This window comes from Allobosea sp. GW822-FHT03F07 (assembly GCF_058801345.1).
The window spans coordinates 363,137-378,450 of sequence record NZ_JBXAND010000001.1; the positions used below are offsets into that span (position 1 = coordinate 363,137).

14 protein-coding genes are annotated in these 15,314 nt (G+C 58.2%); 9 read left to right on the top strand and 5 right to left on the bottom strand.

Features of this window, described 5'->3' with window-relative positions; all coding sequences use genetic code 11:
- Positions 1-35 precede the first annotated feature (35 nt).
- A complete protein-coding gene (locus AC1RMY_RS01770; RefSeq protein WP_492862221.1) occupies positions 36-1,016 on the bottom strand; it encodes a 2-hydroxyacid dehydrogenase in 981 nt (326 codons plus the stop codon).
- Between the two features lie 44 nt (positions 1,017-1,060).
- Positions 1,061-1,822 carry a GntR family transcriptional regulator gene (locus AC1RMY_RS01775; RefSeq protein WP_492862222.1) on the bottom strand — a complete coding sequence of 254 codons (762 nt, stop codon included), beginning with the start codon at positions 1,820-1,822 and terminating at the stop codon, positions 1,061-1,063.
- A gap of 205 nt (positions 1,823-2,027) precedes the next feature.
- Between AC1RMY_RS01775 and AC1RMY_RS01780 the strand changes: the two genes are divergently transcribed.
- The 9 genes from AC1RMY_RS01780 (at position 2,028) to AC1RMY_RS01820 (ending at position 9,930) form a co-directional block, all read left to right on the top strand.
- A complete protein-coding gene (locus AC1RMY_RS01780) occupies positions 2,028-3,227 on the top strand; it encodes a mandelate racemase/muconate lactonizing enzyme family protein (protein WP_492862223.1) in 1,200 nt (399 codons plus the stop codon).
- 7 nt (positions 3,228-3,234) lie between these two features.
- Positions 3,235-4,002 (top strand): SDR family oxidoreductase, encoded by a 768-nt coding sequence (locus AC1RMY_RS01785; protein ID WP_492862224.1) that lies wholly within the window; start codon positions 3,235-3,237, stop codon positions 4,000-4,002.
- Positions 4,003-4,372: 370 nt separating this feature from the next.
- Positions 4,373-5,623 (top strand): hypothetical protein, encoded by a 1,251-nt coding sequence (locus AC1RMY_RS01790; RefSeq protein WP_492862225.1) that lies wholly within the window; start codon positions 4,373-4,375, stop codon positions 5,621-5,623.
- 341 nt (positions 5,624-5,964) lie between these two features.
- A complete protein-coding gene (locus tag AC1RMY_RS01795) occupies positions 5,965-6,603 on the top strand; it encodes a hypothetical protein (RefSeq protein ID WP_492862226.1) in 639 nt (212 codons plus the stop codon).
- Positions 6,603-7,907: an alpha/beta hydrolase gene (locus AC1RMY_RS01800; RefSeq protein WP_492862227.1), complete on the top strand. Its 1,305-nt coding sequence runs from the start codon at positions 6,603-6,605 to the stop codon at positions 7,905-7,907. Before AC1RMY_RS01795 ends, AC1RMY_RS01800 begins: the two co-directional genes overlap by 1 nt.
- Positions 7,908-8,076: 169 nt before the next feature.
- Positions 8,077-8,649, top strand: coding sequence for a hypothetical protein (locus tag AC1RMY_RS01805; protein ID WP_492862228.1), 573 nt, complete (start codon positions 8,077-8,079; stop codon positions 8,647-8,649).
- Between the two features lie 86 nt (positions 8,650-8,735).
- Positions 8,736-8,930: a hypothetical protein gene (locus tag AC1RMY_RS01810; RefSeq protein WP_492862229.1), complete on the top strand. Its 195-nt coding sequence runs from the start codon at positions 8,736-8,738 to the stop codon at positions 8,928-8,930.
- Positions 8,927-9,148: a hypothetical protein gene (locus AC1RMY_RS01815; protein ID WP_492862230.1), complete on the top strand. Its 222-nt coding sequence runs from the start codon at positions 8,927-8,929 to the stop codon at positions 9,146-9,148. Before AC1RMY_RS01810 ends, AC1RMY_RS01815 begins: the two co-directional genes overlap by 4 nt.
- Positions 9,145-9,930, top strand: a complete 786-nt coding sequence (locus tag AC1RMY_RS01820) for a DNA-primase RepB domain-containing protein (RefSeq protein WP_492862231.1) — start codon at positions 9,145-9,147, stop codon at positions 9,928-9,930. Before AC1RMY_RS01815 ends, AC1RMY_RS01820 begins: the two co-directional genes overlap by 4 nt.
- A 37-nt stretch (positions 9,931-9,967) precedes the next feature.
- On the opposite strand, the gene AC1RMY_RS01825 is transcribed toward AC1RMY_RS01820, so the two are convergent.
- From AC1RMY_RS01825 to AC1RMY_RS01835, 3 genes are all read right to left on the bottom strand, one after another.
- On the bottom strand, positions 9,968-11,578 hold the full coding sequence (locus AC1RMY_RS01825) for a hypothetical protein (protein WP_492862232.1): 1,611 nt from the start codon (positions 11,576-11,578) through the stop codon (positions 9,968-9,970).
- Positions 11,575-12,735: a restriction endonuclease subunit S gene (locus tag AC1RMY_RS01830; RefSeq protein ID WP_492862233.1), complete on the bottom strand. Its 1,161-nt coding sequence runs from the start codon at positions 12,733-12,735 to the stop codon at positions 11,575-11,577. The genes AC1RMY_RS01825 and AC1RMY_RS01830 overlap by 4 nt, the downstream gene beginning before the upstream one ends.
- Before the next feature lie 218 nt (positions 12,736-12,953).
- On the bottom strand, positions 12,954-15,053 hold the full coding sequence (locus AC1RMY_RS01835; protein WP_492862234.1) for a type I restriction-modification system subunit M: 2,100 nt from the start codon (positions 15,051-15,053) through the stop codon (positions 12,954-12,956).
- Positions 15,054-15,314 lie beyond the last annotated feature (261 nt).

The following is a 15,314-nucleotide window of genomic DNA, read 5'->3' on the forward strand; positions in this document are numbered from 1 at the left end:
CCCGAAAACCGAAAACCACTTTTCGGTCCGATGCTCTAAGGGCGCCCTTCTCGCACGACGTTGGTGAGAGCGATACCGGAGAAGCACCGCTTGATGTTGTCCGCCATGGTCTGTTGCCGGCGGCGGATGGTGCCGCTGGTCCAACCCGACATGTGCGGTGTCATTAAAACGTTTGAAAGCTCATGGAAAGCCAGTTTCGCTGGTAAAATATTAGGCTCGGCCGGATTGGGATACTGATACCATGTGTCTATGATCGCGCCGCCGATCCGGCGGGCCTGGAGTGCCTCGAACAGCGCGGTTTCGTCGATGGTGGGGCCGCGGCCGACATTGACGATCACGGCATCGGGCTTCATCGCCGCCAGAGCCGCCGCGCCGACGATGCCGGTGGTGTCCGCCGTCAGCGGCACGGAGACGACGACGACATCGACCGAGCTGCAGAATTCGTCGAGCCGGTCGAGCGTGAAGGCGCGGTCGACGAGTTCCGAGGTCGCGACCGGGCTGCGATTGGCGACATGCACCTGCATCTCGAAGGCCTTGGCGCGGCGGGCGATCGCTTTGCCGATATGGCCGAAGCCGAGCAGACCGATGGTCTGGCCTGCGATCTCGCCATGGACGCGGTCGGGCGAGCCGGCCCAGTAGGCCCAGTCGCCCCGGCGCAGCCTCGTGTCGGCGTCGGCCAGCGGGATGGCCCGGGCGAGCAGAGCGCCCATGACATATTCGGCGATCGCCTGCTCATGGCCGAAGCAGTTGCAGACGCTCGCCTGCGCCGGCAGCAGGCCGAGATTGACCGCGTCATAGCCGGCGCCGGGCACATGGAAGAGCTTGAGGTTCTCCGGCCGTGGCAGGCCGGCGTCGAATTTCACGCCGATGATCGCGTCGGCCTCGGCATAGGCTTGGCTGTCGGCAGGAGCCGCAAGGACATCGGGGAGGATGCGGACCTGCGCATCGCCATCGACGAGTTCGGCAAAGCCCTTGCTGAAGGAGGCGGCGTTGTCGCCGTGAAAGATGATGCGCATGGCGGGCAGCTTCTCGTCGTCCTGTTGTTCGGAAGTGGCTCGAGTCAGGTGCTCAGCAGCGGTTCGACGCTGCAATCGAGCAGGGAGGGATCGATGCGGCTCTCCATCTCGTCGAACATGCCGTCGACGAAGGCGATCAGCGCGTCCGAAGCCGCGACGGCTCGCTCGGCATTGCGCGTGGCGATCGCGTTCAGGACGGAGAGGTGGTGGTCGATGGTGCCGTCGAGGCTGGGCTGCTGCGCCATATGGGTGTGGTAGATGAAGCCGATCCGCCGGAAGATGGTGTGGAGCGGCCGCAGCGTGTGTTCGAGGAAGGGCTCTCCGGCGGCGGCGAGCACCATCTGGTCGATGCGACGGTCGAACTGGTTGAACTCTGCCAACGTCAGCCCGTTGCGCCGTTCCCGGAGCAGGCGCTCCATATGCAGCATCTGGTTGCGGTGGGACGGGCCGGCGCGCTCGGCGGCGAGCCTGATGACGAAGCGCTCGATGTCGCGGCGCAGTTGCAGGAGCACGCGCTCGCGGGCGAGATCGATCGGCGCGATCTGCAGGCCGTGGCGCGGGCGGATCACGATCAGCGTGTCGGCGGCGAGACGATTGACGGCGTGGTGGACGGGCGTGCGGCCGAAGCCAGTGATGTTCTGCAGGTCCTGCATGGCGAGGAAGCGCCCGGGCGCGAGTTCGCAGCGAACCAGCAGTTCCTCGATGCGCTGATAGGCCAGTTCGAACAGGTTGACGCGGTTGCGGCGCTGCGGCGCGCCCGCTTCCTCCGCCTCCACCAGTTTCGGCCGGCTTGCGCGCTGCGCCATCTCGTTCCTCCGTCGCGGAGCTCGTTGAGCGGCTCCAGTCTTGAAAACCAAACTAAACATATTGTGATATTTTACAAGCGCTCGTATGGTCTGCCCCGTTCCGTTGGGTTCCGCCGTGCTGCGGCTTCCGGCGGATCGGCATCAACCACAGCGTTCACCGGCCGTAACGGCTGTCAAAGAATGCGCGCCGCCAGGGAGGCTGCCCATGAAGATCACCGCGCTCGAAACGCTGCGGACGGAGGAGTTCGCCAATGTGCTCTGGGTGCGCGTGCATACCGATGCCGGCATCATCGGGCTGGGCGAGACCTTCTACGGCGCGGGCGCCGTCGAGGCGCATCTGCACGATACGCTGGCGATGCGCCTCCTCGGCAAGAACCCGCTGCATATCGAGGCGCTGCATCGCGAGATGACCAACCTGCCGATGGCGCAGGCCTCGACCGGGGTCGAATCCCGCGCCACCTCGGCCGTCGACATCGCGCTCTGGGACGTCTTCGGCAAAGTCTGCGGCCAGCCGGTGCACCAGATGCTCGGCGGCCTCTGCCGCGACAAGCAGCGAATCTACAACACCTGCGCCGGCTACAATTACGTCCGCTCGCAGAACATCAAGCCGGTCTCGACCTGGAATCTCGGCGCGACCGAAGGCCCCTATGAGGATCTCGGCGGGTTCATGAACCGGGCTGACGCGGTCGCCGAGAGCCTGCTCGAGAGCGGCATCACCGCGATGAAGATCTGGCCGTTCGATCCGCCCGCGATCGAGAACCACGGCCTGTTCATCACGCCCGAGCAGATGCGCAAGGCCTGCGAGCCCTTCGAGAAGATCCGCAAGGCGGTCGGCGACAGAATAGAGATCATGGTCGAGCTGCACTCGCTCTGGAACCTGCCGACCGCGATCAAGATCGCCCGCGAGCTCGAACAGTACAGCCCGACCTGGTACGAGGACCCGATCCGGATGAACTCGCCGCAGGCGCTCGCCGAATTTGCGCGCTCGACCACGGTCTCGGTCTGCGCCAGCGAGACACTGGGCTCGCGCTTTCCTTACAAGGACATGCTCGACCGCGACGCCATGCACATCGTCATGGCCGATCTCTGCTGGACCGGCGGCCTGACGGAAGGGCGCAAGATCGCGGCGATGGCCGACACCTATCACCGCCCCTTCGCGCCGCATGACTGCATCGGCCCGGTCGGCTTCATCGCGGCGATCCACGCTTCGTTCAGCCAGCCCAACACGCTGATCCAGGAATCGGTGCGCGCTTTCTATACCGGCTGGTACAACGAGCTCGTCACGACGATGCCGGTGTTCAAGGACGGCTATGTCCTGCCGATGGAAGGGCCGGGGCTCGGCGTCGAGCTTCTGCCCGCCGTCTTCGAGCGTTCGGACCTCACCGTCCGCCGCTCCAGCCTGTGAGGATCAGATGACCAACCCTCTCTTCGACCTTACTGGCAAGACCGCCCTCGTCACGGGTTCCTCGCGCGGTCTTGGCCGTGCCATGGCGGAAGGGCTCGCGGTTGCCGGCGCCCGCATCCTGATCAACGGCACCGACCCGCTGCGCGTCGCCGAGACCGTGTCGCAGTTTCATGAAGCGGGCTATGCGGCGGAGCCTGCCGCCTTCGACGTGACCTCGGAGGCCGACATCGTCAGGGCCTTCGAGGCCTTCGACGCCGCGGGCATCACTGTCGACATCCTCGTCAACAATGCCGGCATCCAGTTCCGCAAGCCGATGGTCGAACTCGCGACCGCCGACTGGCAGCGGGTGATCGACACTAACCTGACCTCGGCCTTCATGATCGGGCGCGAGGCGGCCAAGCGCATGATCGCGCGTGGGCACGGCAAGGTGATCAATATCGGTTCGCTGACCAGCGAACTCGCACGTGCGACGGTCGCGCCCTACACGGTCGCCAAGGGCGGCATCAAGATGCTGACCCGCGCCATGGCGGCGGAATGGGCTGAAGCCGGCATCCAGGCCAATGCGATCGGGCCGGGCTACATGATCACCGACATGAACCAGGCGCTGATCGACAACCCGAGTTTCGACGCCTGGGTGAAGGGCCGCACGCCGGCCAGGCGCTGGGGCAAGCCGGCGGAGCTGGTCGGGGCTGCCGTCTTCCTCGCCTCGGCGGCGTCCGACTACGTCAACGGCCAGATCATCTATGTCGATGGCGGCATGTCGTCGGTGTTGTAGGGACTTTCAGCGTCGGAGAGAGTGATGGAAGCGTCCGGCACGCACCGGGCGCTTCATCGCGCGTATGGGGTCCAGAACGCAAAAAGCGCCGGGAGACCCGACGCCTGCGACCTTGCGATATGCTATGATGTCCTGGAGCGGGAGAAGGGATTCGAACCCTCGACCCCAACCTTGGCAAGCGATTTAGCGACTTGTTCCAGTATTCCACCCGCATCCAGCAGGGTCACGCTATTACGCTGAAGTACGATTTGTCCAGAGTGCAATCGGTTGACTGGTATGAACTCGCGTGACTTCTGCGAACTGCCATTGAGGGGGCAGACTGTAACCGCGGGGTAACCGCGAGCCCTTTCCCGTATCTGCCGATATCTCGATGACTTCGAATCTGACGCGCCGCCAACTTTATGATTTGGTCTGGGATCACCCGGTGCCGGAGGTAGCATCCGATCTAGGCCTTCCCGAATGGCAGTTACGGCAAATCTGCGAGGCGCATCGTGTGCCGGTGCCAAAAGCCGCATTCTGGCGCGATAAGGCTGTGGGCCGTCGCGCGAAGCGGGCGGTCTTCACATCAACAGCCGATGCGCTGCTTGAAGTTATCACATTCGAGCCCTCTCTATCGCCTACGCCGCTTCCTAAACCGCTTCCTGAGACGAAAACACCGGTGGCCCTTGCCCGCGCACCTTCGAAGCCCAAACCCGAGTTTTCGGCGAAACGCAAAGGCGTTGAGTGGAAAATCGTCGAGCACCCGCATCCCAGCCTCAGATCGGTTGCAAAAGCTTTTCGCACCGCCAAGCCCGACGAGCACGGCGTCGTGTCTATCTCTGGTGAGAATAGCCCGGCGCTGTCCGTTGGGCAGCCTTCCATCGAGCGGGCGATTTACATTCTCGACGTCGTGTTCCGCGATGCTGAGAGCCGGGGTATCGAAATCGCGCTGTCGCGGCAGTGGTTCACCGCAAAGCGAGGCGAGGAGTCCGTTGACTTCAAGCTCTCGGAAAAGGTCGCGAAGGTAAAGCATTTGCCGACGTCCACCGAACTGCAGGCAGAGGCACGGCGCCTGCGGTTGGGCGGTAGCAACCATGATTGGTACTGGAACAAGGCGTATCCGGAGTTCGACTACCTCCTCACGGGTAACCTGAAATTCTCAATCTCAATGTGGGGTAGCCGAGGACGCCGCCAGGATTGGCAAGACAGGAAAACGTTCTCTCTTGAGGACCAGGCGTTGGAGATCGCCGTGGAGATCGAGGAACGATTAGAAGCGGACCGCTTGCACCGAATCGAACAAGAGCGACAGAAGCGGATTTGGCGGCGCGCAGAGGAAAACCAACGGCTGGCTGAGTCGCGTCGCAAGCGTGAGGATGAACGCGACGCGCTCATCGCGGAAATCGTGCAGCTGCAGGCGAAAGCGCGCGACCTTCGAGCCTGGATTGATTGGGCGGCGCCGATCGAGGACGACGAAACAATGCGCATGCTGGATTGGGCTAGAACTCGCCTGGCGTCGATCGAGCGTGCAGTGAATCCGGCTGCGTTTGGTGGTTGGCTCCGCGATAGGAAGCTCTTCCCGGAAACGGACCCTTTTGCACCACTCCCGGCTGATCCAGATGCAGCTGAGGGCGACCACTCCTGATAACCTCTGTAGCAATGCAGCTATATGGCCTGGCGCATAGCTCTCCATTGATGATTAAGCCGCCAACCACTCTTTGAATCGGTGTCTAAGATATTATTCTGTTCCTACTCACAAATGCAAATTAAGTACGCATTTATTGGGGCTTTTCACTCTAAGTTTTCCGATATTCGTTCAGTCGGTACCATCCGGATCTGGCTCGCCCCGCCATCTATGCTAGATTTGCGTCACCGATATTATGCACGGGTCCCGCGATCGCCTGAATGACAGCAAATGATTGATCTGCGTTCGTTTAGAGCGTTTAGTTACCGCCAGTAATTTTCGTAACTAGCGGATTGCATCAAATGAGCTTCGGAAAAATTGCTTTGTGCATCTTCTCGGGGGCACTCGTGGTTGCGGTCAGCGCGAGCGCCGAAGAAGTCGAATATGACACGTGCAGCTGTAAGCAGGTGCAAGTTGGAGCGCAATCGACCTTGCGTGGGGGTGTCTGTCAGCGAAGCGAAGCGGGCAAGTGTTTGATGGAGTGGGGCGCAAACGGCAGACCAAGGGATGCGCCCGGCAGAGGGCAGCCTCAAGAAGAGGCGGCTCGGCAGGCTGAGGAGTTGATTCAAAAAGGGGCAGGAAAAAATTTCGAAATTCAACCGTTGGTGCCAATGCCGAACAATAGATCTAAATTATCAATAGCATTGACAAATTTATCTCAAGTTCCTCCCGAAGCGTATGCAAAGCCTGGAATTCTAGATAGTTTTTTATTGGCCGCTTCCACAGCTCTTGTCCGCTTTGATGCGCCAGTTGATCTGCTTGCGCGCGATTTGCTGGGGGAGCGTCGCAAAAGTATGATTAATGCGTTGCAGACCGGCGAGAAATTTGTGGTTTCTGATTTTGACGTCGTGGCGTTGAGAGGGTGTCTCATCGTTCACGATAGGAGAAGCAAAGCAGCTGTGTACATTAAAACACCGTTTGCATTGACGGAGAGATGCTGATGCGCGTCATGACCGTGATAGCCGTGATAGCTTTCGCGCTTATCTCGCTCCTGACCGCTACCGTGACTGGTGCAGCTGAGCCTAAACTTCTAACGGACAGAGCCAAATCTGAAGTAGCGGATCGAGCTGTGGTTTTTGTGCACGGTTTAGGGGGTGCTCCGGGCGATTCTTTTGGGGGCTGGCCGTCGCTAATTGAAAATGACCAAATGCAGCTACCTGGCCATGGGCGCATGGGAGATATCGCTGTTTATGCAGTCGATTATGAAGCTGATTTTCAAACGCGGACTAAACTTGATGATGTAGCGGTCGGCGTCGCCCGAGATCTTGCTGCATCTGTGATTTTTAGAAAACATCGACACGTTTGGTTTGTAGCGCATAGTATGGGCGGCCTTGTGCTGAAACGCTCGTTTAACATTTGGGCGTTGGAGCAAAAGACGGTTCTCTTCGATCGCGTTATGGCGGTTGGCCTGCTCGGAGTTCCCTCAGCGGGCTCACCTCTGGCAGATTTAGCTCGTGACCGTGGAATTGATCAGGTCGCAACTGTCTTTGGCTGGAACGGCGGCTTATTGAAAGATTTGACCACCGATGGCGGCAGTTACCTCGATACAATTGAGACGGACTGGAAGCTTTTACAGCGACGGAAGAATTTAGAATTCCCCAGGAGGTTTACACCTGTGTACTCCTGTGGTTTTGAAACCAAACCGGAGATCACGCAGAGCTGGTGGTTGTGGGTCTCGTCGAAAATATTTGGAACCAGAGAAGATATTGGGGTCGTTGTCCCGAAGTTATTTTCTCAGTCATGCGAAGAGCAGCGGGGATTTTCTGTCAAGCATACCGACTTGATTAAGCCTGTAGGTGAGAATAGCCCCGTCTATGTTTGGCTTCGCGATCTTATTGTGAGATCCATCGTTGCTGGCTTAAATGAGACTCACGTCGAGCTAACAACAGCGCCTCCTTCTGTTGTTGTACAAAATCCAGTGGGTACATTGGCGGGGCGTGTCGCATTCATGAACGGCGATCTTGAGGCCAGCAATCTCGATAAGGCAACAGGGTTGCCAAAGCATCCCGAAAGCATTGTATATTCAGATGATAGATCAGAGCGCTTGGCGAAAACTTTGGTTTTGCGCGATGGACCCTTCCGAGGCAATACTAAGTTCGCCGCATTAAAAAGCGCATCGGCAAGGAATACCTGCTTGTCGGTAAATTCTGAAGGGAATAGACTCAAAATAATGCTAAGAATTACGGATGAAGTAATGGTGTGCGAAGGAGGGTTATCTGTTTGTCGCGATAAATCGTGCAATTGAGCACCCTCATTCCAATACGGCTCTGTGCCCATACTGCGCTACCGTACCGTCCCCACATATTCCGAATTGGGGGTTCGCCGCAGCTGCGCGCGCGCGGGCACATGGGCTATGGCAGCATATCAATCATTCAGAGGGTGTCGCTCGCCGGCCCCCGGGAGCTGCTAGGCAGATGCCAAAATCTCATCTGACACGCGGCCGGACGGCGAAGATTGGCGAAAATCTAGGGCCTGACGACCGATACTGGATAGGCTCGCAGGACGAAAAAAGATTCGATGATCAGGTCGACGCTGCCTACGGAGCGGTGTTTGCGCTTCGGCAAATCTTAAAGCCGATTATCGAGCGCCATGTGGCCGATGGTCCGATGGTCGAAGGACGAATGAACGCGGCTATACTGGCTCTTGTCGGAGAGAGCCCAAAAATCGGTTCACCCGAGCGCTTGCGAGACGAGTCGATGCTGTACGTGCTCGGCCAGCGCTATCACCGCGAGTTTGACCCGGCGAAACCAAATGCGATCAAAGTCGGTAGAATAATCCGCGAGATGTGCGTTAGGTCGTTTCCTAGTTTCGATAATGAAGATGAAGATAAGCAGCGTTCGATAGTGAAGGTTCTGAGAGATAAATTCAAAAAAGATATGGATCGGTATTGCACCGTCGGGTCGGCCCTTTCGGACGAGATGGTGCAGCAGCGCAATCGCGACATCGGCAAAATTGTTGCGCTCCTGAAACGTCTGGATCTGGCCTGATCGGGGCGATCACTCCCGACATTCCGCCCCCGACCGACGGATAAAATCCCCGTAATTGGCTGGCTCCCATCACGAGGAGCCAAATCATGCCCGATACCCCCGAAAAATTGCTTAGCCTGAAAGAAGCGGCCGAACTCGTCGGCGCTCGCTACTGGCAGCTGCTCCGCTTAGCGAACAGTGGCGGGTTGCCGGTGTTCCAGCCATTCAACTCGCGGAAGCTCGTTCGCCTGAGCGATGTGTTGGCTGTCATCGAAGCCTCTCGCACGGGAGGCGACCAGTGAGCCAGAACCACAAAACCTTTCGCGCCTGGGACGACCAGGACGAATTTCTGAGCCCGCCGGGCCAGCCCGGTTCGATGGTGGATCGCTTGGCAGCTCAACAGGCCGGCATTGCATTGCCGGCTCTCGACCACGTTGTCGTGCTGCCGCCGGGTCGTTATCGCTTCATAGTCATCGGTGACGTGGCCCACATCGAAATCGTCTGGAGGGCCGGAGCATGAAACTCCGCCCACAGGGTGATACCTCCGCCGCTATCGCGTTCCTGCGAGCCTTCCAACCGGACAGCCGCTGGGCGTTGTCGGCAATCAAGTCGACTGGCGGTCTGACCGGCAAAGTGTTCGATCCACAAGAGCGCGAGCAGGCGCTCACCTACATCCAGGCGCTGAATGGGAAGCAGAACCTATATTTTAGCGCCAATCGCGTCCGCGACGACTTCCCGGGCGGTAAGGCAACCAAGAAGGATATCATCGAGGCAGGCTGTCTCCACGTCGATATCGATCACCTCGATGGACTGGCGCGGCTTAAGGCATACCCGCTGCCCCCGTCGATCATCGTGTTCTCCGGGGGCGGATATCACGCCTACTGGAAGCTCTCCGAGGCGACGACTAATCTCGATCGCGTCGAGCGCGCAAATAGACAGATCGCCGCTGAGCTCGGTGGCGACCATTGCCAAAACATTGATCGGCTCCTGCGGCTGCCGGGGACGATCAACCTGCCGAACGCCGAGAAACGGGCAGCAGGTCGCGAACCGACGCTGGCCTATGTCGTCGAGATGTCGATGACGACATACAGCCTCGACCAGTTCCGCGAATTCAGCGAGACCGCAGCAAATCTTCCCGCGCTGAACGGGATCGATCTCGACGCGATCGTGCCCGTCACGATCGAAGCCTTGGGTGTCGCACTGCCGGAGAGCGTTCGTGCGCTGATCCGAGATGGCGACGACCTCGAACGCGCCATCACCAGCTGCGCCGCGTGGTGGGTTTTAAGGGCCCAGCTGAAGTGAATCCGGATCAGTTTGGCAAATTTCATTCTAGAGACACCTACAGCTTGTAGTATTTTTCGAATGCATCGGTCAGCATTCCAACTAGCTCAAGATCACTTGTGAATCGCAACTGTTGCCACGGGCGTAAATTGAAACCGATCGAATTGTCTCCCTTGAGCTCATTCTGATCGGCTATCAAGATGAAGTTGTCTTGATCGCCCCCGCGCCCCTTGTTGAGTCCCATCATGAAGCCAACTTCATGATAGACATTCTTATTTCCTTGCGTGAGGTCGGCAATCAGCAGACCGGAACCGTCAATGACACTGAGGATTTCGTCATTGATAGTATAGGAATGCCCCTTGATGACGCGGTCAATGCGAATTGGCTTCAAGGCGAGGTCGAGCTGGGCGAGCGAGTGCTTTGCGTTGACCTCGGCAATAGCCTTTTCGATAGCCTTGTAGACGTGGTTGGTATGGCCCCCGAACTCCATCGAGACGAAGACATCTCGGCTACGCGCCCGAAGGATGCTTTCAAAGACCTCCACAAGGCTCGCTGCATCCACGGCCTGGGTCTGGCCCAAGTGATAATGATAGCCTAACCCGCGCGTGGTACCGGCAGGGGTTAGTCTATCTATCCGATTGCTCGTGACCCAACGGGCAAAGGCGGGAAGCTGAGCGCCATTGTTCTTATAGGCGAAGAAGACGGCGGCCGTGAGCACGCCGTGGCATCCTGCTTCTCGCAGCTTCTGGTGCTGCGAGTCCTCGTACATCGCATTCGTACGCTTCAAGGCCTCACGGATCGGACCAATCTGAGCGTTGATATCTTCTGTGGTAGCTGCCTTGCCGAGTGCATCATCGCGCGCCATCAAGAACTGAGAGAGGCCGAGCGCCAGCGTGTGGCGGCTCTCGAAGTGCTTCGTCAAACCAGACAGAAATTTTGGCTCGAACTCGGGAAGAAGTTTCCGCGCCATTAGGTATGCCGGCCCAAGGCTCGGGTTACTTACGAGATCAGCGTCCTTGAATAGCGATCCGTCTCCCTCTTCAAGAATGAGGCGTAAATTTTCCTCCGACGTTAACGGTATCTGCTTAGCGTTGATGTTGTGGAACACTACCTTTTCGAACTGCCGAGCATGCATCGGGTCCTGATGCAACACGATGCAGAATGGCGTTCCGAGGTTGTATGTTTCCTGTCCAGGTTTGAGGCCATTGGCAGCACTGAGGCGATGATTGCCGTCAATGCGGAACAGTTTCACCTCATCGCCTGCGTTCAGCTCGCCCTCTGGCAGCTCCAGATAAACCAAAGTGGGAGCATTGACCCCACCGACCGTCTCCAGCGCCTTCGGCAATTTTGTTTGTTGCACAGTAATCTTGAGGCCGTTGACGTTTGAAACGAACCCCTTGCCCGTGAACAGATCGCCGAGCGGCTCCACTACACGGCGATGTGCCTTGTCGAAGTCGAACTTGAGCGAGGCGGACAGCACGACCTCGGGGAAAAATAGAAACTGCCGGTCTGCAAGGAAGCGTTCGATCTCCGCCTTGTGGGTGTCGATCAGATTGCGCTGGTAGGCAGGATCGAAACGCGAACAGCGAGCCAGGTCACCCAACGGTGCGACACCTCGGATGACGGCGAATCCACCCAGCGAATAATGAAGGATGCCGGGCAGGATCATGAAGCTACTCCATTCAACAAGCGGTCTTCGAACCGCTCTCGGGCGGCCTGCCAAATGGTATGGGCTTCTTCGCGCAGCCGGTTTGCTTCTACTTCTCGCTCACGGGCGGCGGCGACGATCCGATCTTGCACGTTCGGATCGGCAAGGGGGATCACAAGGTTCACCACGTCCTCATTGGCGATCCTCGGATGAGTGTTGCCCGTCATCATATGCTTGGTCTGGGCGACAATCAGTTCTGTTCGCATCACTACCGCAAGGTATTCAGGCTTCAGGAGACGTGCATCCTTCGTTCGCATAACGTGGAACTCCGTCGAGCAAACCCCGCTAAACGTCGACGCCCAAACTTTGTTAAGGTAAGGACGAAGACGCGCGTAAAGGATGTCCCCAGCCTGGAACCTGAAGCATTGCCCGGATGCTGTTTCGACAGCATTGGTCAGTTGCCCAGAATTGCTGGCGACAGATGCAAGGCCGAGATACCGCGTGGTGCCCGGCTCTTTCTGGATCGCCTTTTCGAAAGTGACTAAGGCGGCCAAATTGTCGTGCGGCACAGAACTAATCAACCGCAGCGCGCGAATGCGCTCCGGATGGTGATAATCGGCGGACAGATTGCTCAAGGACCTCACAGCGCCTCGCAGGGCAGCATAACCACCGTTGGGCATTGAGTTTGGTTTGGGCAGTTTGAGTTCGCTGGTTACCAATTCGTCGAGCGATCCTATCAATCCTTCCGCGTCTCGAAGGTGCCTATCGCGCTGAGCTACCGCCGAATTTAGTTCGGAGATCAATGTGCGTTGGTGCGCGAGGTCCGACGGAAGTGGAATCTCCAGCTCTCGAAGCTCCTCCGCATTTACGTTCGACATGCCCGCGATCTGACGGCTCACCTGGTCGATCTGCATCCGCCCGGCTTCCGTGTTTAGGAAGGCCGACACGAACTCGGGCAAGGCCTTGCTGCGATCCAGCCGAACACGGATGAGATAGGAAGCGAATACCCAGTCGCCCGGCTCGTTGAAGACCTCACACTTGCCAACCAACTCTTTGGAGTTGGTGCGATTGAATAGAATGTCGCCGGGTGCGAGCCTGTGCTTTTGTAGCGCGGCCTCGTCCAGCTCGATGTGCTTGAGGTCCGAAAGGTCCCAGCCGAGCGGTTGCAGGTTGTTCATACGGATTATCGGCACACCAGCGCCATCCGTGTTCGCCCGTTCGGAGATACCGTATTGGATGAACTCGGCTAGCGCGCCGATTTTTGTGAGTGGATAGAGTGGCCTCGCGTATCGGATTTCCTTCCGCCGCTTCAACTCCAAGAATTGAGGGTCCAGTCTGGCGCCTGTTTCCCCCCGTTGCACCGCGAAGCAGATTGCCTGCCTTGCGGGAGCGGGGGCTAGACGAAAAAAGGCGTCGGGTCCCTCTGGAAAGCCGCGTACTGGGCTAGCAAACCACTTCCAGGCGTCACCTCACGGTGGCGTTCGCTCCAAGTCCCGGGTTTCCGTCCTTCTCCCGGCTTCCAGTCATAGGTGACTTTCCAGTCGAAGAGATCGGAGCGGTGGCGCTCGATACGCATAGTCTCGGAAGTCTCGCTTAAAATCTCAATCTGATAAGTGTTTCGCCCGGCTGCGTCGTAACCGATGTTCTCGGCCATCGCCATGAAGATCGGCTCGTCATCACGAGCCCCGCTTACCACGACGATGTCCGTGCCATTGCGCTTGGTCGTCGAAAACGGACGCTTTTCAAGCAAGACGACGCTGGACTTTACGCCCGCGCCATAATGGGCGAAGGCATATTGCGGTAGTGAGACAACAGCCAACACCTTGAATCGCTCTAGCAGCCATTCGCGGACACCTTGAAGGCTGGCGTTGGTCAAGAGTCCGTCGGGTAGGACGACCGCCGCCTGCCCACCGGGTCTCAAAAGCTGCCAGATGCGTTCAACATAGATAATTTCGGTCTTGACGCTGGCGCGCTGCTTGATTGCTTTCTTGCCGGAACGTGGGCTGGTTGCATCGTCGAAATCGTCGTCGCCCCCGGCGCCTTTGGCGACATACCGGGATAGCTCGTAGCCACTCAGGTAAGTGTGCAGCTCTTCCTTGACCACGGCGCCAAAGGGCGGATTCGTCGGAATTTTCGAGAAGCCTTTGGTCTCGTCACGCCTGCCGGTGGCCCGGTCAATACCCATTATCCTTGCAAACGTTTCGTTGCGGGCGGCAACGACCGTGAGGGGCTCCAGAGCGTCATTGCCGATCACGTTGGTGTGTCCATCGTCATGGACGATCATGTTCATCTTGGCGACGCGCGCAATCTCCTCGTTGATCTCGATCCCGAAGAGCCTCTTTTCCGCAAAATCATGCCAATAGTTGAAATGCTGGGAGCTATCTTCGCTGTAGAACTCACTGGCCTGTCTGCGAACGTGGTCGAGAGCATGAAGCAGGAAGCCGCCCGATCCGCACGCTGGGTCCATCACCGTGTCGTTGTTGTCGATCCCGAGCATCTGAATCGAAAAAGCGATGATGTTTCGAGGCGTGAAATACTGCCCAAAATCGCCCTTGAAGAACCCATCCATGAACTGCTCGAAGGCGACGCCCTTGGTGTCAAGGTCGGTCGCCGTGAGGTTCACGCCTTCGAGGTGGAGAACAACGTTCTTTAGGGTGACGTCGTCAATCCGAATGCCCTCGTTGAAGACCTCAGGATCATTCGCCTGCTCAGCCTCATAAAGCGTGCGGATGCGCTTAGCCAACCTGTCAGGGGTCTCATTGGTCTTGATCTGGAACTCGTATGGCTCACCCTTTCGGCGTGGCTTCTTCTCATCGCGCGTTTTGACGAAAATGAGCTTGCACAACTCGCCGAAGGCAGTGGGCGGAGAAAGCCGCCCGCCGCCCCAAAGTGTTTGATGGCACTTCCGAATTGTCTTGATGAGGTCGTCGCGGCCCACTGCCGAAATATCGGGCTTCGGCGGGGCAGCATAGTAATACTTGAACTCTTCGGGTTTGCCATATTTTACGGGCAAGTCTGCGACGATGTTAGCTTCACGCTCAAGTACACCGAATCTATCGGAGCAGTCATAAAAAGCACGGGTTTGGCCTGCGATCACGCCGATATATTCAGCGCGGAACTTGTGCGCATGGCCGTTGCCAAAAGCCTGCTCAACTGCCTGTCGCAGTTCCGTATCTGTAACCCCGTCACGCTTGCATTCGATGACGGCGAAGGGTCGCGTACGGGCCTTGTCACGAAATATGACGAGGTCTGCACGGTCGTAAGGCACACGGTCAGGAACCGTCACTTCCACGCCGAGGACCTCAGGGGCATATCCATATCGATAGATCAATTCCGCATAGTAGGATGCGCGAACCTTTTCCTCCGGGTCGCTCCATCCTTCTGTGATATTGGCGGCAACGTAGCGGATCTTCTCGCTTCGGCCCGACTGGATTAGTTGCAGGTGCCCGTCACGAAGGGCAATTTCGACCCAGTTGGTAGGTTCTGATCCGGCCATTTGATTCTACATCCACTTGGCCCATCCGACATGACAAGCCCTGCGGTCTGCCTAGCACATACCTTGTTTTGCAGATAAGGGGTGCCGCTACGGACTCCCGCCATTGCGAATACGCGAACGCCGCACCTGCATTGTCTGCGGTGTCATCGAAAGAATTGGCTTAGGCAGTAAGGCTTAGCCGGCCTGCACTGGGGCAAACTTTCGCCGCCCGGAGTGCCCTTGTAACCACGGTGTAACCGCGGCGCTTCGCGACTCTTCTGC

Coding starts and splice junctions, on each gene's coding strand:
- AC1RMY_RS01825 (WP_492862232.1), bottom strand. CDS start 11,578: ATGATCCTGCCCGGCATCCTTCATTATTCGCTGGGTGGATTCGCCGTC.
- AC1RMY_RS01800 (WP_492862227.1), top strand. CDS start 6,603: ATGCGCGTCATGACCGTGATAGCCGTGATAGCTTTCGCGCTTATCTCG.
- AC1RMY_RS01785 (WP_492862224.1), top strand. CDS start 3,235: ATGACCAACCCTCTCTTCGACCTTACTGGCAAGACCGCCCTCGTCACG.
- AC1RMY_RS01835 (WP_492862234.1), bottom strand. CDS start 15,053: ATGGCCGGATCAGAACCTACCAACTGGGTCGAAATTGCCCTTCGTGAC.
- AC1RMY_RS01790 (WP_492862225.1), top strand. CDS start 4,373: ATGACTTCGAATCTGACGCGCCGCCAACTTTATGATTTGGTCTGGGAT.
- AC1RMY_RS01795 (WP_492862226.1), top strand. CDS start 5,965: ATGAGCTTCGGAAAAATTGCTTTGTGCATCTTCTCGGGGGCACTCGTG.
- AC1RMY_RS01775 (WP_492862222.1), bottom strand. CDS start 1,822: ATGGCGCAGCGCGCAAGCCGGCCGAAACTGGTGGAGGCGGAGGAAGCG.
- AC1RMY_RS01830 (WP_492862233.1), bottom strand. CDS start 12,735: ATGAACAACCTGCAACCGCTCGGCTGGGACCTTTCGGACCTCAAGCAC.
- AC1RMY_RS01810 (WP_492862229.1), top strand. CDS start 8,736: ATGCCCGATACCCCCGAAAAATTGCTTAGCCTGAAAGAAGCGGCCGAA.
- AC1RMY_RS01780 (WP_492862223.1), top strand. CDS start 2,028: ATGAAGATCACCGCGCTCGAAACGCTGCGGACGGAGGAGTTCGCCAAT.
- AC1RMY_RS01805 (WP_492862228.1), top strand. CDS start 8,077: ATGCCAAAATCTCATCTGACACGCGGCCGGACGGCGAAGATTGGCGAA.
- AC1RMY_RS01820 (WP_492862231.1), top strand. CDS start 9,145: ATGAAACTCCGCCCACAGGGTGATACCTCCGCCGCTATCGCGTTCCTG.
- AC1RMY_RS01770 (WP_492862221.1), bottom strand. CDS start 1,016: ATGCGCATCATCTTTCACGGCGACAACGCCGCCTCCTTCAGCAAGGGC.